We start from the raw sequence: 21,798 nt of genomic DNA on the forward strand, positions 1-21,798 counted from the left end.
TTTTTATTTAGAACAACTAGATACAAAAATTTTTGCCTAGTTTTAGCGCAATTTTCTTAACGTTAAATAGACCCCATATATAAGCAGATTGGTATTAGACATAAAAAAGCCGCTTACTTTTGCAAGTAAGCGGCTTTTAAATTTAAACCGATATTTATACTAATTTAGCAAGAATATCGTTAAATGTAGTGCTTGGACGCATTGCTTTAAAGGCTGCATCATCGTTAGGCTGGAAGTAACCGCCTAAATCAACTGCAGGGCCTTGCGCATCGTTAAGCTCACTTACGATTTGCTCTTTATTAGACTCAAGGTCGCTAGCGATTTGAGTAAACTGTGCTTTAAGTTCACTGTCATCATTTTGCTTAGCAAGTTCTTGTGCCCAGAATAAAGATAGGAAGAAATGAGAACCACGGTTATCAATTTCTTTCACTTTACGTGACGGCGATTTGTTTTCAGCAAGGAACGTACCTGTTGCTTTATCTAGGGTATCAGCAAGTACTTGTGCCTTGTTGTTACCAGCAGTTACGCTTAAGTGCTCAAGTGATGCAGCAAGTGCTAAAAATTCACCTAAAGAATCCCAACGTAAGTGGTTTTCTTTTTCGAACTGTTGAACGTGCTTAGGTGCAGAACCACCCGCGCCAGTTTCAAATAAGCCACCACCGTTCATAAGTGGAACAATTGAAAGCATTTTAGCACTCGTACCCAACTCTAAAATTGGGAATAAATCTGTAAGGTAATCACGTAGTACGTTACCTGTTACAGAAATCGTGTCTTTACCTTCTTTAATACGCGCTAGTGAGAACAATGTTGCTTCAAGCGGTGCTAAAATTTGAATATCTAGACCCGCTGTATCGTGCTCTGGTAGGTATTTATTTACTTTTTTGATTAGCTGCGCATCATGTGCACGGTTTTCGTCTAACCAGAAAATAGCTGGAACGCCTGTTGCGCGTGCACGATTTACTGCAAGCTTAACCCAATCTTGAATTGGTGCGTCTTTAACCTGACACATACGCCAGATATCGCCTTGCTCAACACTGTGCTCAAGTAATGTATTACCATTTGCATCAACAACACGGATAGAACCGTCCGCTTTTGCTTCAAATGTTTTGTCGTGTGAACCGTATTCTTCAGCTTTTTGAGCCATAAGGCCAACGTTTGGAACGCTACCCATTGTTGTTGGATCAAACGCGCCATTTTCTTTACAAAAATCGATAGTTGCTTGGTAAACACTTGAGTAACAACGATCAGGAATTACAAAGCTAGTGTCTTGTAATTTACCATCGTTATTCCACATTTGACCGCTTGAACGGATTGCTGCAGGCATAGATGCATCGATGATCACGTCACTTGGTACGTGTAAGTTTGTAATACCACGGTCAGAATCAACCATAGCAATAGCAGGGCGGTTAGCGTAAACAGCTTGAATGTCTGCTTCGATTTCTTCGCGCTTAGCATCGTCTAATGTTTGAATTTTAGAATATACGTCGCCTAAACCATTATTTACATCAACACCTAGCTCTTCAAAAAGCTCACCGTGTTTAGCAAATACATCTTTGTAGAATACTTTAACAGCGTGACCGAAGATGATTGGATCAGATACTTTCATCATTGTCGCTTTCATGTGAAGCGAGAATAAAACACCTTTTTCTTTAGCAGCATCAATTTCAGCAGCCAAGAAAGCTTGAAGCTTAGAAGCGCTAATGCTTGATGCATCAATTACTTCGCCAGCTAAAAGAGGTGTGCTTTGTTTAAGAACAGTAACGTCACCGTTAGTTGCAACATGTTCAATACGCACATCAGTGGCTGTATCTACAGTGACTGATTGCTCAGACCCAAAGAAATCACCTTCGCTCATGCTTGCAACGTAAGACTGAGAATCTTTGCTCCACGCACCCATTGAATGTGGGTTGTTGCGTGCATATTCTTTTACAGAACCTGGTGCGCGACGATCAGAGTTACCTTCACGTAGTACTGGGTTTACTGCACTGCCTTTAATTTTGTCGTAAGCAGCTTGAACTGCTTTTTCTTCATCATTTTTAGGTTCAACAGGGTATTCTGGAAGCGCGTAACCTTTTGCTTGAAGCTCTTTAATTACAGCACGCAGCTGTGGAACAGATGCACTGATGTTTGGTAATTTGATGATGTTCGCTTCTGGTGTTTTAGCAAGCTCGCCAAGTTCAGCAAGTGCATCGCCAATGCGTTGTTCTTGTGTTAAATAATCAGGGAAGCTAGCAATTACACGACCTGCTAATGAGATATCGCGAGTTTCAACTTCAACACCGGCCGCATTTGTATATGCTTGGATGATCGGTAGCAACGAGTAAGTTGCTAGTGCCGGAGCTTCGTCCGTTTTTGTATAGATAATTTTTGATGTCATCATCATTCCTAGATAGTCGACCGATAAGGTCTTATTCAACAATGCAAAGAAAATCATTACTAATGAGTAAATATTATTAAACAAGTTAATAAACACGTACGCTCGTAATGAATAGTTTGTTAGGTGTTGGTACTCAGCGTTGCTTTTTTATAAAAGCAGAATAGTCACACCTGACGAACTAGAATTGTATTTATAGCTAAAAAATCAACAAAAATAAATCAGCCTTTAGCCTAGTACATTTAAAACTGGCAAAAGTATGATGACTGTTATGTTAATGCGCTGTTCTAGCATTAAGAGTGTAACAAGCTTAAATAAAAAGGGCCAGAGTATGAACGAGCTCAATACTCAGTTAAACAATTAACTCTTAGAACATTGGGGTATATAAAATAAATTCAAGGAAAAGGGTTGAATTTGGGCAAAAAGGGGCAATAAATAAGGATGAAGAGATAAAAAGTATGCTTAAGGAATTAAGCGAGGATCTTAAAAGGTCACTCGCTTTAGTCGAACAGAACATTGTTCACTCTATAATGTCGCCATCAGGGGCAATATTTTTAGCGTGGAGGCCCTTAGGCCCTTGTTCTAATTCGAAAGTTACATCTTGACCAGCTTTAAGTGTTTTATATCCGTCCATTACAATAGTTGAGTAATGAGCGAAAATATCATTCTCGCAGCCGTCTTCTACGATGAAACCAAAACCTTTGGCGTTGTTGAACCATTTAACTTTACCGCAAGCCATACTTCTACATCCTTCAATAAGTTGACTAATTTAGTTATTCTAAACCGTATAATTTGCTAGACTGATTAAGGTTTAATCAATCTATGTTTGACTGTAGTTTATTTAGCCAACCAGTCAAGTGTTTTGAGTTATTTTTTTAACATTTTATTTATTTTTTATTCAAGTTTGCTTGAGTTACAAAGACAAGACTATATTTAATTATGAGTGGTATGAAAGATTCAGGTGTAATTGACACAGTTCACGACAGTGAAAAGCAAAAGCTACAACCACCGCGAAAATATAAAGTTGTTTTAAATAACGACGACTACACGCCGATGGACTTTGTAATAGAAGTTTTAACGACGTTTTTTAATATGGATAGCGATAGAGCAACCGACGTGATGCTTCAGGTTCATGAAAAAGGTAAGGGTATTTGCGGTGTTTACAGCGCCGATGTAGCCCATACTAAGGTTGAACAAGTTAACCGCTACGCGCGTGATAACGAGCATCCACTGCTTTGTAGTTGTGAGCAGGAATAAATACCAATTAGGGTGATCAAACATCCGATTGTTGTGGTATAAATTATTATCTCAGTAAGGGGTTGCCAATGCTAAACAAAGACTTAGAACTCACATTAAATGCCGCGTTTCGTGAAGCGCGCACTCGCCGTCATGAGTTTATGACCGTAGAGCACCTTTTACTTGCGCTGTTAGATAATCCTTCAGCAGGAGAAGCCCTAAATGCGTGCGGTGTTAATCTTTCTGGCTTAAAAACCGAATTATTAGAATTTATTGACGAAACAACACCCGTCATCCCAGATCTAGAAGAAGAACGTGAAACTCAGCCAACGCTTGGTTTTCAGCGTGTATTACAGCGTGCGGTGTTTCATGTGCAATCGTCAGGTAAAAATGAAGTTACTGGCGTAAACGTGCTAGTTGCTATTTTTTCTGAGCAAGAGAGCCAAGCTGTTTATTTACTTAAAAAGCAAGATGTATCGCGTTTAGATATTGTTAACTTTATTTCACACGGTATTTCTAAAGCCGATGATGAGTTAGGGGATGACACCGATGATATTCATGAAGAAGTGCAAGAAGTACAAAATGAAGAAGCAAGCAAGCTAGACAGCTTTACAACCAACTTAAACGTTCAAGCACGTGAAGGCAATATAGACCCTTTGATTGGACGTGACAGCGAAGTAGAGCGCACGGTACAAGTATTGTGTCGTCGCAAAAAGAACAACCCATTACTAGTTGGTGAAGCAGGTGTTGGTAAGACAGCAATTGCCGAAGGCTTAGCGTATCGTATTGTTAACGAGCAAGTACCAGAAGTCATTGCTGATGCAGTTGTGTACTCGCTAGATATGGGGGCATTGCTTGCGGGTACTAAATACCGTGGCGATTTTGAAAAGCGCTTTAAAAGCTTATTAAAAGAGCTACAAGCACAGCCTGGGTCTATTTTATTTATTGATGAAATACATACCATAATTGGTGCCGGCGCAGCGTCTGGTGGCGTTATGGATGCATCAAACTTGCTTAAACCACTGCTTTCAAGTGGAAAGTTACGTTGTATGGGTTCAACAACTTACAATGAGTATAAAAATATTTTTGAGAAAGATCGTGCACTAGTACGTCGTTTTCAAAAAATAGATGTACTTGAACCAAGTGTTGCCGATACCACCAAAATATTAAATGGCTTAAAAGAGCGTTACGAAGAGCACCATGGTATTCGTTATACTCAAAAAGCATTAAAAGCAGCAGCAGAGCTAAGTGCTAAATACATTAATGAACGCCACTTGCCAGATAAAGCAATTGATGTAATTGATGAAGCCGGTGCAAGTCAGCGCCTGCAACCTAGCTCTAAACGTAAAAAAACCATTGGCGTGGCAGATATAGAACTAATTATATCTAAAATGGCACGTATCCCAGCGCAAAGCGTATCGTCAACAGATAAAGAAACGCTTAAAAACCTAGACCGTAATCTTAAAATGCTTGTGTTTGGGCAAGATCAATCTATTGACGCGCTTACATCAGCTATTCGTTTATCTCGCTCTGGTTTATCAAGCGAAGAAAAACCAGTTGGCTCGTTCTTATTTGCAGGACCTACCGGTGTAGGTAAAACAGAAGTCACTAAACAGCTTGCTAAATGCATGGGTGTTGAGTTTATTCGTTTTGATATGTCTGAATATGTAGAGCGCCATGCTATTAGTCGGCTAATTGGTGCTCCACCAGGATATGTTGGCTTTGAGCAAGGCGGTTTATTAACAGAAGCTGTTATTAAAAACCCACATGCAGTTGTACTTTTAGATGAGATTGAAAAAGCGCATCCAGACATTTATAACATCCTACTACAGGTAATGGATCACGGTACGTTAACCGATAATAACGGTCGTAAAGCTGATTTTAGAAATGTAGTTGTGGTAATGACAACTAACGCTGGTGTGCAAGAAACCACACGCAAGTCGATTGGTTTTACAGAGCAAGATCACACGCATGATGCAATGGGCGAAATTAATAAAGTATTCTCGCCAGAATTTAGAAACCGTTTAGATAACATCATTTGGTTTAATCACCTTGAACGTGAAGTTATTTTAATGGTGGTTGATAAATTTATTGTGGAACTGCAATCCCAGCTTGATAAAAAATCGGTTAACCTTGAGCTTACGTCTAAAGCACGTGAGTGGTTGGCAGATAAAGGCTACGATAAAGCAATGGGTGCACGACCAATGGCACGTGTTATTCAAGAAGAGCTTAAAAAGCAATTAGCTAACGAAATACTGTTTGGTGAACTTGTTGATGGCGGTACGGTTAAAGTATCGGTTAAAGACAAGAAGATTCGGTTTGATTACGAGAGTAGCTTAACACCAGCGTAAAACGTTAATTAAAAAGTTTAGTTAAATAAAATGGCTCGCTACATAATAGCGGGCCATTTTTTTGCCCTTTTTATAGGCAACAAAAAACCCAGTAAAAACTGGGCTTTTTGTTTATTAAATGTAATTGCTAGTCAATGTCTATCAATTACATTTAATAAACGCTTAAAGCTAGTAAAACACTAGCCAAAAACTAAATCTCGTTTACGCACTTACTTAGCGAGCACGGAATACGATACGACCTTTCGATAAATCGTAAGGAGTCATTTCTACCGTTACTTTATCGCCGGTTAAAATACGGATATAGTTTTTGCGCATTTTGCCTGAAATATGAGCCACAACTACGTGACCATTTTCTAGCTCAACTCGGAACATTGTATTTGGTAAAGTATCAAGGACTGTCCCTTGCATTTCGATTACGTCTTCTTTCGCCATGTTTAGCGTAACACCTCTTTAATAGTTAAACGCTGCAGATTTTGCCCAAAATACACCAATAAGTAAAGGCGCAGGGGCTATATTTGCAAATTAAATAGCCACCCACTCATCATTAAGCTGTTTTTGAGCTGGTAAAAACTGAGTTTTGTACTTCATTTTGTTGCATTCATCAATTTGATAGCCCAAGTACACGTATTGCTTATTTTGCTCTTTTGCAAATCTAAGCTGCTCTAATATCATCACAGAGCCTAAACTATAGTGTTCAAAATCGGGGTCGAAAAAGGTATAGATTGCAGAAATAGCGCTATTCATACAATCAGTTACGGCAACTGCGACTAAAGTATCTTGGTGCCATAGTTCAATAAATGTGATTTTGAGCCAACTGCAAAGTAAAAAGCTTTGAAACTGTTCTTTTTCAGGAGGATACATACTTCCATCCTGGTGACGCATTGTTATGTACTTACTATAAAGCGGATAGTACTCAGGTCGCTCTTGCGTCGAATATTTCACTTCAAACTGGCTTTTTGCTTTGTTTAGTTTACGTTTTTGCGATTTTGAGGGGATAAAGTCTTGTGCTAATACACGTACAGAATTACATGCACTGCATATTGGGCAATGCGGGCGGTATATTTGGTTACCACTGCGACGAAACCCCAAACCTAATAATGACTCAAATTTGTCGGTACTGTAGCAACTAGGATCTAGAATAACTAAAAGTTGTTCTTGTCTGTTGGGCAAATAACTACAGTCAAACTCTTGGGTTAAACCAACACGTGCAGGAAGTTGTTCATTCATAGATTGCGTCAAGTTCTTGTGGCTCCCACATAATAGGGTTAACGATATAGCTATGTGCAGCTTTTAGTTTAGTCAAAAATGTTGAGCGAGGAATTACTTGTGCACCGAGGGTCATTAAATAAGGGTTTTCTAACTGGCAATCAATAAAATGCGCATTGTGACGTTTAAGCCAATTTACCAGTGCCCACATCGCAAGCTTAGAGCAATTGGTTTGATGATGAAACATCGACTCGCCACAAAATACACCATTTTGCATAATGCCGTATAAGCCTCCTGCAAGCTCTCCGTTACTCCACACCTCTAAACTATGAGCAATGCCCGCATTGTGTGCATTAACGTAAGCGTTGAGCATGTCAGAAGTGATCCAGGTACCATCGGTGTCAAGGCGTTGATCGCGACATGCTTCTATCACCTCTTTAAAGGCATTATTAATGGTTACTCTTACAGGGTGCTTTTTTAAATGCTTACGCAGACTTTTACTTATATGAAAATCATCCAGTTCAAAAATCCCGCGTTCGCTCGGCGACCACCACATAATAGGCTCATCTTCACTAAACCAAGGGAATATTCCGCTTTTGTAGGCATTACTTAGGCGAGGTAAACTTAAATCTCCGCCAATTGCGAGTAAGCCATCAGGGGATTCTAATGCGTATTCCGGATTGGGGAATGCTATATCGTTTTCGCTTAATTGGTATAGCTGATTTTTCATACAGTACTTATCTTATAATTGATCGTAAAAGTGTAACTATATTTTAGGCATAAAAAAAGGGCTGAATAATCAGCCCTATAATAATTTATTTAATTGCTTATAAATTATCTAAGAAACGTTCTGCATCAAGGGCAGCCATACAGCCAGTACCCGCTGATGTGATTGCTTGACGGTAAATGTGGTCAGATACATCACCAGCAGCAAAAACGCCTTCTACACTTGTTTGAGTCGCGTTACCGTTCAATCCAGACTCTACAACTAAGTAGCCATCTTTCATTTCTAGTTGGCCAACAAACATATCTGTATTTGGCTTATGGCCAATAGCAATAAATACACCGGCTAAATCTAGTTCTTCAGTTGCATCAGAGTGTGCATCTTTAATACGAACGCCAGTTACACCCATTTGGTCGCCTAATACTTCGTCAAGCGTGCGGTTGTAATGCATTACAACGTTACCGTTTGCTGCTTTTTCAGCAAGGCGGTCAGCAAGTATTTTTTCACTGCGGAAACTATCACGACGATGAATAACATGTACTTCGTCAGCAATGTTAGATAAGTAGAGCGCTTCTTCAACCGCCGTATTACCACCACCAACAACCGCTACTTTCTGACCTTTATAGAAAAAGCCGTCACATGTAGCACATGCCGAAACACCACGGCCTTGGAAATTAGTTTCAGACTCTAAGCCTAAGTATTTAGCAGACGCACCCGTTGCAATGATTAACGCATCACATGTGTAAGTACCTTGGTCGCCAGTTAGTGTGAAAGGGCGCTTAGATACATCTACTTTATTAATGTGATCAAACACAATTTCAGTTTCAAAGCGCTCAGCGTGCTCTTTCATACGATCCATTAATGCAGGACCTGTTAAGCCGTGTGCATCACCAGGCCAGTTTTCAACTTCAGTCGTGGTTGTTAATTGGCCACCTTGTTGAATGCCTGTAATTAAAACAGGGTTTAAATTTGCACGTGCTGCATATACTGCGGCAGTATAACCAGCTGGGCCAGAGCCTAAAATTAGTAGCTTACAATGTTTTGCTTCAGTCATTATTTTTTCCTAAACGTTTAATACGGTCTTTAATGCGCTCGATTCTAAGAAAAACAAGGCAGAAGTAAACAAAATCCGAGATTATTTTTTTTAGCAAATCGAAAAGCTGTGCAGTATTGTGTACTAGAGATTGTGGCTTTTGCGTTTAATAAAGTAAAGTAGCTCAATAAATAGACTAACAGGCAACAAAACAACGTTAATTCATGACCACTTTGATTTTTTTTGTTATGTTTTACCTAATTTTATTTGTCACTGATAAATCATGTGACCCAAGTGAATAGGCAACTATGTTATTTTGGCAGGAAAAACCCGCATTCGGGTTGACTTCAAAAGACGTTAACGTCTTAACCAATGCGCAAGATTACCGAACGCAATTGCTACGTTTGATCAGTAGCGCAAAAAAACGAATTTATATCACAGCGCTTTATTTACAAGATGACGAAGCAGGTCGCGAAATTTTAGAAGCTTTGCACCGTGTGTCATTAACAAACCCAGCACTTGAAATAAAAGTGCTGGTGGATTTTCATCGTGCGCAACGTGGTCTTATTGGTGCAGAGAAATCTGATGGTAACGCAAGTTTATACTGTGACGATTTAGAAAAGTTTAAATCGAACGTACAAGTTTATGGCGTACCTGTAAAAGCTAAAGAATTATTTGGCGTATTGCATTTAAAGGGGTTTGTCATTGACGATACCTTACTTTACAGCGGCGCAAGCTTAAACAACGTGTATTTGCAGTATAACGAACGCTACAGACTCGATCGTTACTTTTTAATAACGCAGAGCGAACTGTGTGAATCAGTGGTTGATTTTATTGAGACAAAGCTAATTAGCTCCGTTGCTGTGCCACGCATAGACACACGACCGCTTAAACGTTTACACGACTTCAAACTTGACCAAAAGCAATTAATGCGTGATTTAAAGGCCGCCAGTTATAACGCAGCAGAGCAACTAAATACGCAAGCATTAGGTATTCGTTTATTTTTGGGGCTTGGCCGTCGTAATAACGAATTAAATCGTTTAATAAAAGCGTTATTTGATACCACAGAGCAAGAGCTTGTGTTGTATACGCCATACTTTAATTTTCCGGCGCCGCTTATGCGATCACTGCGCCGTTTATTAAAGCAAGGCAAACAAGTGACTATTGTGGTAGGCGATAAAACAGCAAATGACTTTTATTTACCGCCAAGTGAGCCGTTTAGTAAAATAGGGGCACTACCTTATTTATACGAAACTATTTTGCATAAGTTTGTAAAAACGCAAAAACGCCATATCGATAACGGCAATTTAAATGTGTATTTGTGGAAAGATGGAAGTAATTCGTTTCATTTAAAAGGTATTTGTTCAGATAGAACAAAACATTTACTGAGCGGGCATAACTTAAATCCGCGTGCATGGGGCCTTGATATCGAAAATGGTATTTTAATAGAAGATCCAGAGCAAACAATTATGGATGCCATTGATAACGAAAAGCATGAAATTTTACAACACTGTCGCCGTTTAACAGGCCCAGATGATTTAGAAACGATGGATGATTACCCGCAGCCAGTTAAAAAACTACTTGGCCAAGCTAAGCGTGTAAAAGTAGATTTTATAATCAAGCGTTTTATATAAATTCATTTTAAATCAGACATAAAAAAAGCAGCTAATTAGCTGCTTTTTTTATGAGTTGTAGTTAAGTTACTATGTTATTTAATACCAACCTAACTAGAAAACGCTAAATTATGCGTTTTCTACCGCTGTGCGTGGGTCAACATATTCCATGTTGAACGCTTGTGCTACTTCTTTGTAAGTTACTTGGCCTTTAATTACGTTTAAGCCTTTTAAGAAGTGAGCGTCATCTAGTAGCGCCTTTTTATAACCTTTATTTGCAAGGTTAATGATGAAAGGCAATGTTGCATTGTTAAGTGCAAACGTAGATGTGCGTGGAACAGCACCTGGCATGTTAGCAACACAGTAGTGAACAACTTCATCAACGATGAAAGTAGGATCAGCATGCGTCGTTGCTTTAGAGGTAGCAATACAGCCACCTTGGTCGATTGCAACGTCAACAATTGCAGAGCCAGGTTTCATTGCTTTAATGTGCTCTGCAGTGACTAGTTTAGGTGCAGCTGCACCTGGGATTAGTACGCCACCAATTACTAAATCAGCTTCTAGTACGTGTTTTTCTAGTGCATCAGCAGTTGAGTAAATAGCTTTTACTTTATTACCAAATTGCGCGTCTAGTGCACGTAATACGTCGATGTTACGATCAAGAACCACAACTTCAGCACCAAGGCCGACAGCCATTTGAGCAGCGCTACGACCAACCATGCCGCCGCCAATTACAACAACTTTAGCAGCTTCGACGCCTGGTACGCCACCTAGTAGCATGCCACGACCGTGGTTAGACTTTTCTAGCGCTTGTGCACCAGCTTGAATAGACATACGACCAGCCACTTCGCTCATAGGCGCAAGAAGCGGTAAACCACCGCGTGAGTCAGTTACAGTTTCGTATGCAATACAAATAGCTTTGCTTTTTACAAGGTCTTCAGTTTGTGGAAGATCAGGTGCAAGGTGTAAGTAAGTGAAAAGGATTTGGTCTTCACGTAGCATTGCACGTTCAACAGCTTGTGGCTCTTTTACTTTTACAATCATGTCGGCTTTAGCGAAAACATCAGCAGCAGTTGCTAAAATTTCAGCACCTGCTTGTGTGTAGTCTTCGTTAGTAAAACCAATCCCCATGCCTGCATCAGTTTCTACAATCACTTGGTGACCGTGGTTTACTAATTCACGAACACTCGCAGGAACCATACCTACACGGTATTCATGGTTTTTAATTTCTTTAGGTACACCAATAATCATAACATTTGCCTTATTAAGAACGGATTAACATTTTTCACTATTATATTCATCATAAGCCAGTGTGTCTCACCTTTTTTAAAGTGGGTTCTAGTGTTATTATCTAAATAATAAAAATAAACAGCATAAAAAACTAGTTGGTACTATGCATCAGTTATTAGATAGAATTGACCGGAAAATTTTGATGGAATTACAACATGATGGACGCCTTTCCAATGTTGAACTGGCCAGACGAGTTGGCCTAAGCGCCACGCCCTGTCTCGAGCGGGTAAAAAAACTAGAACGAGAAGGTTACATATTAGGTTACAAAGCAGTGGTCGACCCTGCTAAGCTTGGGCAAGGTTTATCAGTGTATGTAGAGGTAACAATTACCAAAACATCACCCGATGTATTTGATGAGTTTAGTGCTGCTGTAAAAAAGCATGAAGAAATTATAGAATGCCATTTGGTGTCGGGTAATTTCGACTTTTTACTTAAAACACGCGTAAATGATATGTCAGAATACCGTGGCGTATTAGGCGACATACTATTGAAACTTCCAAATGTAAGTGAAAGCCGTACTTATGTAGTAATGGAAGAAGTAAAAGGTGAAGAAGGTGTAATTATTCGCCCGTATATTGCTTAACAGTATTTATAATAGGCTGACATTTGCTTTTATCTGCCTAAATTATAAAAACGTGTTCATAATCAGGCCATCAAGGTTAAGATAAAGTGCAACAAATTGCATTTCCTGCTAAGGTATTTCACTGCTAAGTAAGTGTGAATAAAATAGAATAATAAAGAGGAATAGGGAACTATGCGCCTAAACGGTGTGCAAAGACTATTAGAAACAGGGCTGATTATCAGTACCTTTACAGCAATATTTATTTTATGTGCCTTAATCAGCTTTGATCCAGTTGATCCTTCGTGGTCGCAAACTGGTGAATTTAGAAACGTAAAAAATATTACGGGCACAGCTGGTGCATGGATAGCTGACATTTTATTACTTACTTTTGGTTGGTTGGCTTATTTAGTACCTGCTGCCATTCAATTATTTGGCTACTTGTTATTTAAACAACCTCACCGCATTTTACAGCTTGATTACACTACTTTAGCGCTGCGAGTTATTGGTTTTGCTTTATTTATTACCTCAGCTACCGCTATTAGCAGTATCAACTTTGACGATATTTATAACTTCTCTTCTGGTGGGGTAGTGGGCGATGTTATTGCATCAGCCATGATGCCTGCATTTAACTTTACCGGTACATCTATATTATTGCTGTGTTTCTTTTTTGCCGGACTAACTCTATTAACGGGTGTATCGTGGGTTGATTTTGTTGATTATCTTGGCGATTTAATGGTTAGGTTTTATCGTTTTATCGTGTCGTATGCAAAAGGCTGGATGCACCGAGAACACGCTGCAGGTACAGTAAATAATAACGATGAAGTAGACGCCCATTTTGAAGACGATATAAAAGAGCAAATAGAGCTGCCTGCATCGGCTAAAAAAGCAGATAAACAAAAAGCAATTAACAAACCGCAAACGCCATTTAGCGAGCCACAAATTAGTGACGACTTTATGCCGTTTGATGAACTCGACGATATACTCGATCAAGAAATTGGCTTTAGCGCCATAGACGACGAGCCAATGGACACGGCTGCTGCATTAAATGCGCTTGATCAAAGCCAAGTTGTAGAACCTGAAAAGCCAGTTACAACGGTTGTATCGCCAGCAAGGCCAATGCCTAAGCCAAAAGCAGCCTATCAGCCACCACCAACAGCAAAAGAAAAATTTGAGCAATTATTAACGCAAGAGCCACCACCGGGGCCATTACCGTCACTTGATTTACTCGATAGACCGGACAAAGCTAAAAACCCAATTTCGCAAGAAGAACTCGATACAGTATCGCGCCTAGTAGAGACAAAGCTGCTCGACTTTAACGTACAAGCAACTGTTGTAGCGGTATACCCAGGCCCCGTTGTTACACGTTTTGAACTTGATTTAGCGCCAGGTATAAAAGTGTCTAAAATTACGGGCTTGGCTAAAGATTTAGCCCGTTCGCTTTCGGCAATTAGTGTACGTGTTGTAGAAGTTATTCCGGGTAAAACCTATGTTGGTATTGAACTTCCAAATAAACACCGTGAAATAGTTCGTTTATCAGAAGTTATAAACGCCCCTAAATTTGAGCAAAATCCGTCGCCACTTACCATGGTGCTTGGTAAAGACATTGCCGGTCAGCCGGTATGTGCTGATTTAGGTAAAATGCCACACTTATTGGTGGCCGGTACTACTGGTTCAGGTAAATCAGTGGGCGTTAATGTCATGATAGTAAGCTTGCTGTACAAATCGGGTCCTGACGATGTACGTATGATCATGATTGACCCTAAAATGCTTGAGCTTTCAGTATATGAAGGCATTCCGCATTTATTGTGTGAAGTAGTGACCGACATGAAAGAAGCCGCTAACGCACTGCGTTGGTGTGTTGGCGAAATGGAACGTCGTTATAAATTAATGTCAGCATTGGGTGTGCGTAACTTAAAAGGTTACAACCAAAAAGTGCTTGAAGCCAATGAAGCGGGTTATCCAATTCTTGATCCATTATTTAAAGACACTGATGGCATGAAAGAAGGCCCCGACGAGCTAGGTAAATTACCAAGTATTGTTGTAGTAATAGACGAATTTGCCGACATGATGATGATTGTAGGTAAAAAAGTAGAAGAACTTATTGCACGTATAGCCCAAAAGGCACGTGCGGCAGGCATTCACTTAGTGCTTGCTACGCAGCGCCCGTCGGTTGATGTAATTACCGGCTTAATTAAAGCTAATATTCCAACACGTATGGCGTTTCAGGTATCGAGCAAAATAGATTCACGGACAATACTTGACCAACAAGGCGCCGAAAACTTACTAGGTATGGGTGACATGCTTTATTTACCGCCAGGCACTAGCGTACCAGAGCGTGTGCACGGCGCATTTGTAGACGACCACGAAGTACACGCCGTAGTAAACGATTGGAAAGCGCGTGCTAAACCAAATTATATTGATGAAATACTCAATGGTGATGCCAGTGAAGATATTTTATTACCAGGTGAAGCTAGCGAAAACGCAGATGAAGAATCAGACCCGTTATACGACGAAGCTGTGTCGTTTGTAATTGAAACCGGCAAAGTATCGGTATCGTCAGTGCAACGTAAACTGCGTGTTGGCTATAACCGCGCAGCACGTTTAGTCGAACAAATGGAAACATCGGGTATCGTGAGTTCACCAGGTCATAACGGCGCTCGCGATGTATTAGTACCTAATGGAGCAAATTCATGAAAAAAGTTAACGCCTTATTATTAGTATTAGGCAGCGTACTTGCCGCACCAAGCTTTGCTGACGACAGCCAAGCATTACAAGACAGACTTGCTACTTTAAAAAGCTTTAAAGCGCAGTTTGCACAACAAGTAACAGACAAAGAAGGCCAAGCTGTTATGCAAGGCGAGGGCACAATAGCGCTTCAACAGCCTATGATGATTCGCTGGCAGCAAACTAATCCAGACGATACGTTATTTGTATCAAACGGTGATAAAACCTATTACTTCGACAGCTTTGCTGAGCAAGTAACAATTATGAAAACCAGCAGTCTAATCGACTCAACACCATTTGTGCTACTGACATCAAAAGACCCAGCACAGTGGGAGAAATACAGCGTACTTGCAACAAGTTCAGGCTTTAGCGTAACGCCAAATAAAGGCGTAGAAAGCCAAGTAGAACAACTTGATATAGCGTTTGCGGGTAACGAGCAAGGCCTTGCTAAACTAGTCGTTACCGATAACTCAGGACAGCTATCGTCATTTACGTTTAACAATGCCCAAGTTAATACGCCGCTTGATAAAAGCACTTTTGAATTTACGCCTCCTGAAGGTGTTGAAATAGACGATCAGAGTAACGGTGAGTAATTTAGGTTTTAACTTTGGGCCTGATGTACGCCCACTTGCCGCGCGTATGCGCCCTACAACGCTTGATGAATACATTGGTCAACAGCACTTATTAAGCGCCGATAAACCACTGCATCAAGCTATTGTAGCAGGGCGCTGCCATAGTTTGATTTTATGGGGCCCACCGGGTGTAGGTAAAACAACACTTGCGCAAATAATTGCCAACCATGCTGATGCCTCACTTATTCAAATGTCGGCGGTAACCGCAGGCGTAAAAGATATACGTGACAGCGTAACGCAAGCGCGGGACAACCTAGAAAGCCGTGGCCAACGCACCCTTATGTTTGTTGACGAGGTTCATCGCTTTAATAAATCCCAACAAGATGCGTTTTTACCGCACATAGAAGACGGCACCTTTATATTTGTAGGTGCAACCACAGAAAACCCATCGTTTGCCCTTAACAACGCTATATTGTCGCGTGCACGCGTGTATGTTTTAAAATCGCTTGCCGATACCGACTTATACACCGTAATAGAACGCGCACTTAAACAAGACGAGCAATTAAACCAAAAACACATCACTATTGCCGACAACGCTAAAAAGGCACTGTGCCAAGCAAGTGGCGGCGATGCGCGTAAAGTACTTAATTTACTTGAACAAGCAGTTGATTTAACGTCCGAGCAAAACGGTCAATACAACGTAGATGAGCACGTACTTAGCCAAGTGCTACCAACGCATTTAGCTAAATACGATAAAGGCGGCGATGAGTTTTACGATTTAATATCGGCCTTTCACAAATCAGTACGAGGTAGCTCCCCCGACGGTGCATTGTATTGGTATTGCCGAATTTTAGCCGGTGGCGGCGACCCTTTGTATGTTGCAAGGCGATTACTTGCCATTGCAACAGAAGACATAGGTAACGCCGATCCGCGCGCAATGGAAGTTGCCCTAAATGCATGGGATATATTTCAACGTGTTGGCCCAAGCGAGGGCGAGCGTGCAATTGCACAAGCCACACTGTATTTAGCCAGCGCACCTAAAAGTAATGCGGTGTATATGGCGTTTAATCAAGCCAAAGCAGATGCTCAAAATGAGCCAAGTTATCCCGTACCAGAGCATTTACGTAATGCCCCAACTAATTTAATGAAAGACTTAGGTTACGGCGCTGAGTATCGTTATGCGCATAACGAAGAAGGCGCATTTGCCGCAGGTGAAAAATATTTACCGCCAGAAATGGACGGCAAAGAATATTACTTACCGAGCGAGCGCGGACTTGAGCAAAAAATTAAACAAAAACTCGATTACCTAAAAGAGCGCGATGCGCAAAGCCCACTTAGACGATACGAAAATGATTAAACTTTATATGATGATCGCCCTTGGCGGAGCCTCGGGTGCGTGTTTACGGTTTTTTATTAGCGAAAGCATGCTAAAACTCCTCGGTAGGGGATTCCCTTTTGGCACGTTGACGGTTAATATTCTGGGTTCATTGTTAATGGGCATTTTGTACGGTTTGATAGATAAAGAAATTATCACCGCAAGCCCCGCCAAAACCCTTATCGGTATTGGCTTTTTAGGTGCATTAACCACCTTTTCAACATTCTCAATGGACTCGTTGTTGTTATTACAACAAGGTCACTTTATTAAAATGGCCCTCAATATCATCTTAAACGTGATGGTGTGTATTTTTATGGCTTGGCTGGGCCTTCAGCTAGTAATGCAAAAAGGTTAAAAAACTAACATGTTAGATTCTAAATTTTTACGTCAAGACATCGAACAAACTGCAGCACGTTTGGCGGCGCGCGGTTACGAACTCGATGTAGCGACGGTAACGGCACTTGAAGAAAAACGCAAAACATTACAAGTAAAAACGCAAGAACTTCAAAGTCAACGTAATGCAAGCGCAAAAGCAATTGGTCAAGCCAAAGCAAAAGGCGAAGACGCACAGCCATTACTTGATGCAGTGGCTAACTTAGGTAGTGAGCTAGACGCCGCTAAAACAGAGCAAGATGAAGTATTAGCCGCGATTAACGACATTGCGTTAGCAATTCCAAACTTGCCAGACGAGTCAGTACCTGCAGGTAAAGACGAAGACGAAAACGTTGAAATTTTAACGTGGGGCACACCTAAAAAATTCGATTTTGAAGTTAAAGACCATGTAGATGTAGGCCAAGACCTAAACGGTTTAGACTTTGAAATGGGCGTTAAAATTAGTGGCGCACGCTTTACTGTAATGCGTGGCCAAGTAGCGCGTATGCACCGTGCACTAACGCAATTTATGCTAGATACACATGCTGATAAAAACGGCTATACAGAAATGTATGTACCGTACCTAGTAAATAGCGCCAGCCTTTACGGCACGAGCCAACTACCTAAATTTGCGGGCGATTTGTTCCACACATTAGGCCTTGTAAACGACGACGGCGAACAACAAGCCGGCTTTAGCTTAATTCCTACAGCTGAAGTACCGCTTACAAACAGCGCCCGCGACGAAATTTACGACGAAAGCGATTTACCAATTCGCTTAGTTGCCCACACTCCGTGTTTTAGAAGTGAAGCAGGCAGTTATGGTCGCGATACACGTGGTCTAATTCGTCAACACCAGTTTGATAAAGTTGAACTTGTACAACTTGTAAAACCAGAAGACTCAATGGCAACACTTGAAGAGTTAACAGGTCATGCAGAGCAAATACTACAAGCGCTAGAACTTCCGTACCGTAAAGTAATTTTATGTATGGGCGACATGGGCTTTGGTTCAGCTAAAACATACGATTTAGAAGTATGGTTACCTGCGCAAGACACATACCGCGAAATTTCATCATGTTCAAACATGGCTGACTTTCAGACGCGTCGTATGCAAGCACGTTTTCGTCGTGAAGGTGTTAAAAAGCCAGAGTTACTGCATACACTAAATGGTTCAGGCTTAGCCGTTGGCCGTACACTCGTAGCCATACTAGAAAACTACCAACAAGCCGATGGCACAGTAGTAGTACCAGAAGTATTACGCCCATACATGGGTGGACTTGAAGTAATTGGTAAACAATAAAAATCAAGTTTAAGTTATGCAAGTTTTAAGCTTGTAAATCTTAATACGAAAGCCGCTGTTTGTAAGAAACAGCGGCTTTTTTGTTTTAAGTTAAAGGTAATAAGGTTCAGTTAATATGTAGGACGTGCTTTAGCGCGTTATAGTTCTTTAACAAAAATATGCACCTTTCTTTTTTATCAGTTTCTAGCGCTAGATTTTGCGAGTTTACAAAATGGTTTAAACATAACATAACTTCACTTGAGTATCTCCCATAGAGCCAGGGTGGTAATCCGGCCTCACAAGCAAGTTACTGTGAAAATCTAAACCGGCATCATGCAGTCATTTTCATGCGTGTAATTTAGGTTTAAGAGTGCCAATGATTTATTTAATGAGTCAAATGAAAGTAATTCAGTGGTAGATTTTTATCTGTTCAATTAGAGTAGCTGTCCTGTTTAAATACTGTCTAAATACAAATACGATTGTGCTAGCTATCGACATCATGGGCATGATCCAAACCAGTACCGTATGAGTGACGAAACCATCGAACGCGCCAAAAATGCTACAGGAAGACACTTCGTAGAAGGTTAGAACAAGGGGCGAAATTCCCCTTGTTTAATTAATATATCATTAGAAAATATTTGAAAAGAAATTGCCTATCGACTTCGCAGCAGTTGCAAATTGATCTGTAATCCAGCTCCAAGCTTTACTTAGTGCGTTTATTACTTTGCCAACGACTTCAATTACAATATCTGCTACAAAATTTGCAGCACTCACGATTCCTTGTGTCATAGTGTCTGTTACTGACAATATACCATTTTGAAGGTTTGGGTGCTTTTCACCAAGTTCAGAAGCTTTATCAAATGCTGCATTGATTACTTTTTCACTTGCGGCTAACGCTTTTTTACGACGATCTTCCATTTGTTGTTTGAATCTAGCTTGATCACTTTCAGAGTTATTACTATTAATATATTCCTCTGAGGAAGCGTTAACACTAACTTGTGTTGTGGCTGAAAAGTCACTTGTCATAGCTTGTACATTGGAAACAGTATCTCCCATGACTTCTACTAACTCTTCATTTTCGCCTTCTGATCTTTCTGATGAAGATGCTACTTTTAGTCGAGATAAGCCAAACCCTGTTACCCGTTTCGTGTTGCCTAGCTGGAGTAAATAGTGCTTTCTCATTTCTTCTATAGTTGATTTAAAACTAATGTTTTCAACTTCATTATTTGCTGTGATTTCCATACAATAATCCTTTTAATTTTTGATTAGTTAGCTTTCGAATGACACCTTGTTTTTAAAGTGGTTAATAAATTCCACTGCATTAATTGGTAGCCGCTGTATTATTCAGATTTTTCTATTTTCCTGAACACTGCTCTGTGGCTACGGATAAATAATAGTTTTTTGTTTTGAATTATCTATTACACTGTATTACACGAAATCCTCGTTGTGATATTTAGAAATTCTAGGGTCAGATATTTAGCGAAATAACACAGACACATATGGTCACTCCGCCTGAGTCAAATTTTCGGGGGGCTATTCTTTTACAGAACCCAAATAAACTAGATGCACATATAAACTAGACACATATAAACTAGACAACCACCTTAATTTTTTAGAAGTGAAGCAGGCAGTTATGGTCGCGATACACGTGGTCTAATTCGTCAACACCAGTTTGATAAAGTTGAACTTGTACAACTTGTAAAACCAGAAGACTCAATGGCAACACTTGAAGAGTTAACAGGTCACGCAGAGCAAATACTACAAGCGCTTGAACTTCCGTACCGTAAAGTGATTTTATGTATGGGCGACATGGGCTTTGGCTCAGCTAAAACATACGATTTAGAAGTATGGCTACCTGCTCAAGACACATACCGCGAAATTTCATCATGTTCAAACATGGCAGATTTTCAGGCGCGTAGAATGCAAGCACGTTTTCGTCGTGAAGGTGTTAAAAAGCCAGAGTTACTACATACACTAAATGGTTCAGGCTTAGCTGTTGGGCGTACACTAGTAGCAATACTAGAAAACTACCAGCAAGCCGATGGTTCAGTAGTAGTACCAGAAGTATTACGCCCATACATGGGTGGACTTGAAGTAATTGGTAAGCAATAAAAATCAAGTTTAAGTTAAGCAAGCTTTAAGCTTGTAAATCTTAATTAGAAAGCCGCTGTTTGCAATGAACAGCGGTTTTTTTGTTTTAGGTTAAAAAAGGTAATAATAAGGTTCAGCTAATATGTAGGACGTGCTTTAGCGCGTTATAGTTCTTTAACAAAAATATGCACCTTTCTTTTTTATCAGTTTCTTGCGCTACATTTTGCGAATTTATTAAATGGTTTAAACATAACTTCACTTGAGTATCTCCCATAGATCTAGGGCGTGTTGCATATTATTAAAGCGGATATAAGCAGTTATCCAAAACAGATAAGCTTCAATAGTGCTCTTTGTGTAGTTTGTAACAATAGTTATTGCTATACATATGGCCTTTAATCGTGGTTAGAAAGAGAGATTTCATAAATAATATTCAACTTTCAAATACACTGTGTGTGAACAGTGTTTTGTCCAATAACATTATTAAAAGTCGTTTTGGTGTATTTTAACAGCGAGCATTTTATAACATACGTAATTACTTGTTTACATTAGAGTTATTTAGTGGAATTATTGAGCCATGTAATATACGCCGTTTTGGGGTGTTATAAACCCCCAAAGTGGTGTTCAATAAGCTGTTATAAATTTTGGAGAGTTTAATGACTGATAAGGACATCGAGTTCTATTTTAGTCTCAAAAAAAGAATTAATCAGATGCCATCAATTATAGTTATGTTAATGTGTATTTTTGTTTTAAATGGTATTTGGGGCTTTCTACCATTTTTAGATACTGGAACATCATACGGGATTTCAGGGGTGCTAATAATCAACTTATTACAAGCTTGGTTTAAAAATGGTACAGATGCACAAAGTCATGATCTTATCGAAAGTTTAATTAACAAAGATGCTGAATTAATTAAACGAGTTAGCGAGTATAAAAATTTATAACAAGTCACTGCAAAGGACTAAAAACAGCTGGCTATTACTCGTGCCTCGCTATTTTAGC

At 40.0% G+C, this 21,798-nt stretch carries 19 protein-coding genes and 1 pseudogene; 11 read left to right on the plus strand and 9 right to left on the minus strand.

Annotated features, from left to right (window positions below):
* Nucleotides 1–154: 154 nt before the first annotated feature.
* Both DO88_RS05365 and cspD read right to left on the minus strand, forming a co-directional pair.
* The gene (locus DO88_RS05365; RefSeq protein ID WP_033040156.1) at nucleotides 155–2,377 is read right to left on the minus strand and encodes an NADP-dependent isocitrate dehydrogenase; all 2,223 of its coding nucleotides are present in this window, start codon (nucleotides 2,375–2,377) and stop codon (nucleotides 155–157) included.
* Between the two features lie 517 nt (nucleotides 2,378–2,894).
* On the minus strand, nucleotides 2,895–3,113 hold the full coding sequence (gene cspD / locus DO88_RS05360) for a cold shock domain-containing protein CspD (protein WP_002962500.1): 219 nt from the start codon (nucleotides 3,111–3,113) through the stop codon (nucleotides 2,895–2,897).
* Between the two features lie 209 nt (nucleotides 3,114–3,322).
* Between cspD and clpS the strand changes: the two genes are divergently transcribed.
* Together clpS and clpA are read left to right on the plus strand one after the other, a co-directional pair.
* The gene (gene clpS / locus DO88_RS05355; protein WP_157600364.1) at nucleotides 3,323–3,631 is read left to right on the plus strand and encodes an ATP-dependent Clp protease adapter ClpS; all 309 of its coding nucleotides are present in this window, start codon (nucleotides 3,323–3,325) and stop codon (nucleotides 3,629–3,631) included.
* Nucleotides 3,632–3,699: 68 nt separating this feature from the next.
* On the plus strand, nucleotides 3,700–5,961 hold the full coding sequence (clpA, locus tag DO88_RS05350; RefSeq protein WP_033030412.1) for an ATP-dependent Clp protease ATP-binding subunit ClpA: 2,262 nt from the start codon (nucleotides 3,700–3,702) through the stop codon (nucleotides 5,959–5,961).
* 213 nt (nucleotides 5,962–6,174) lie between these two features.
* Here clpA and infA read toward each other — a convergent pair whose 3' ends face one another.
* The 4 genes from infA to trxB form a co-directional block, all read right to left on the minus strand.
* The gene (gene infA, locus DO88_RS05345) at nucleotides 6,175–6,393 is read right to left on the minus strand and encodes a translation initiation factor IF-1 (RefSeq protein ID WP_002962494.1); all 219 of its coding nucleotides are present in this window, start codon (nucleotides 6,391–6,393) and stop codon (nucleotides 6,175–6,177) included.
* A gap of 90 nt (nucleotides 6,394–6,483) precedes the next feature.
* Nucleotides 6,484–7,188: an arginyltransferase gene (locus DO88_RS05340; RefSeq protein ID WP_033015719.1), complete on the minus strand. Its 705-nt coding sequence runs from the start codon at nucleotides 7,186–7,188 to the stop codon at nucleotides 6,484–6,486.
* Complete coding sequence (aat, locus tag DO88_RS05335) at nucleotides 7,181–7,897, minus strand: leucyl/phenylalanyl-tRNA--protein transferase (RefSeq protein WP_008136206.1); 717 nt, start codon at nucleotides 7,895–7,897, stop codon at nucleotides 7,181–7,183. The genes DO88_RS05340 and aat overlap by 8 nt, the downstream gene beginning before the upstream one ends.
* A gap of 97 nt (nucleotides 7,898–7,994) precedes the next feature.
* Nucleotides 7,995–8,945: a thioredoxin-disulfide reductase gene (gene trxB, locus DO88_RS05330; protein WP_007375668.1), complete on the minus strand. Its 951-nt coding sequence runs from the start codon at nucleotides 8,943–8,945 to the stop codon at nucleotides 7,995–7,997.
* A gap of 287 nt (nucleotides 8,946–9,232) precedes the next feature.
* Between trxB and pssA the strand changes: the two genes are divergently transcribed.
* Nucleotides 9,233–10,558 (plus strand): CDP-diacylglycerol--serine O-phosphatidyltransferase, encoded by a 1,326-nt coding sequence (gene pssA / locus DO88_RS05325; protein WP_007375669.1) that lies wholly within the window; start codon nucleotides 9,233–9,235, stop codon nucleotides 10,556–10,558.
* Between the two features lie 108 nt (nucleotides 10,559–10,666).
* Here pssA and ald read toward each other — a convergent pair whose 3' ends face one another.
* A complete protein-coding gene (ald, locus tag DO88_RS05320; protein ID WP_007375670.1) occupies nucleotides 10,667–11,788 on the minus strand; it encodes an alanine dehydrogenase in 1,122 nt (373 codons plus the stop codon).
* A 142-nt stretch (nucleotides 11,789–11,930) separates the two neighbouring features.
* On the opposite strand from ald, the gene lrp reads away from it, so the two are divergent.
* From lrp to serS, 6 genes are all read left to right on the plus strand, one after another.
* Nucleotides 11,931–12,410: a leucine-responsive transcriptional regulator Lrp gene (gene lrp / locus DO88_RS05315; protein ID WP_033014887.1), complete on the plus strand. Its 480-nt coding sequence runs from the start codon at nucleotides 11,931–11,933 to the stop codon at nucleotides 12,408–12,410.
* 171 nt (nucleotides 12,411–12,581) lie between these two features.
* Nucleotides 12,582–15,083, plus strand: coding sequence for a DNA translocase FtsK (locus tag DO88_RS05310; protein ID WP_033030408.1), 2,502 nt, complete (start codon nucleotides 12,582–12,584; stop codon nucleotides 15,081–15,083).
* On the plus strand, nucleotides 15,080–15,706 hold the full coding sequence (lolA, locus tag DO88_RS05305; protein ID WP_033040161.1) for an outer membrane lipoprotein chaperone LolA: 627 nt from the start codon (nucleotides 15,080–15,082) through the stop codon (nucleotides 15,704–15,706). The genes DO88_RS05310 and lolA overlap by 4 nt, the downstream gene beginning before the upstream one ends.
* Nucleotides 15,699–17,042, plus strand: coding sequence for a replication-associated recombination protein A (locus DO88_RS05300; RefSeq protein WP_033040164.1), 1,344 nt, complete (start codon nucleotides 15,699–15,701; stop codon nucleotides 17,040–17,042). Before lolA ends, DO88_RS05300 begins: the two co-directional genes overlap by 8 nt.
* Nucleotides 17,035–17,415, plus strand: coding sequence for a fluoride efflux transporter CrcB (gene crcB / locus DO88_RS05295; RefSeq protein WP_021032117.1), 381 nt, complete (start codon nucleotides 17,035–17,037; stop codon nucleotides 17,413–17,415). The genes DO88_RS05300 and crcB overlap by 8 nt, the downstream gene beginning before the upstream one ends.
* Nucleotides 17,416–17,424: 9 nt before the next feature.
* Entirely contained in the window at nucleotides 17,425–18,729 is a 1,305-nt protein-coding gene (gene serS, locus DO88_RS05290; protein ID WP_033040167.1) for a serine--tRNA ligase, read from the plus strand.
* A gap of 606 nt (nucleotides 18,730–19,335) precedes the next feature.
* Here the strand turns inward: serS and DO88_RS05285 are convergent.
* The gene (locus DO88_RS05285) at nucleotides 19,336–19,950 is read right to left on the minus strand and encodes a hypothetical protein (RefSeq protein WP_033040169.1); all 615 of its coding nucleotides are present in this window, start codon (nucleotides 19,948–19,950) and stop codon (nucleotides 19,336–19,338) included.
* Between the two features lie 369 nt (nucleotides 19,951–20,319).
* On the opposite strand from DO88_RS05285, the pseudogene DO88_RS0118380 reads away from it, so the two are divergent.
* A pseudogene (locus DO88_RS0118380) lies at nucleotides 20,320–20,820 on the plus strand (aminoacyl--tRNA ligase-related protein); the annotation flags it as partial.
* Between the two features lie 234 nt (nucleotides 20,821–21,054).
* Here the strand turns inward: DO88_RS0118380 and DO88_RS19270 are convergent.
* Complete coding sequence (locus DO88_RS19270) at nucleotides 21,055–21,186, minus strand: phage integrase N-terminal SAM-like domain-containing protein (RefSeq protein ID WP_442960144.1); 132 nt, start codon at nucleotides 21,184–21,186, stop codon at nucleotides 21,055–21,057.
* A 266-nt stretch (nucleotides 21,187–21,452) separates the two neighbouring features.
* Here DO88_RS19270 and DO88_RS05280 point away from each other — a divergent pair, with 266 nt between their 5' ends.
* The gene (locus DO88_RS05280) at nucleotides 21,453–21,740 is read left to right on the plus strand and encodes a hypothetical protein (RefSeq protein ID WP_157600365.1); all 288 of its coding nucleotides are present in this window, start codon (nucleotides 21,453–21,455) and stop codon (nucleotides 21,738–21,740) included.
* Nucleotides 21,741–21,798 lie beyond the last annotated feature (58 nt).

The organism is Pseudoalteromonas sp. S3431 (genome assembly GCF_000690035.1).
GTDB lineage: Bacteria > Pseudomonadota > Gammaproteobacteria > Enterobacterales > Alteromonadaceae > Pseudoalteromonas > Pseudoalteromonas fuliginea.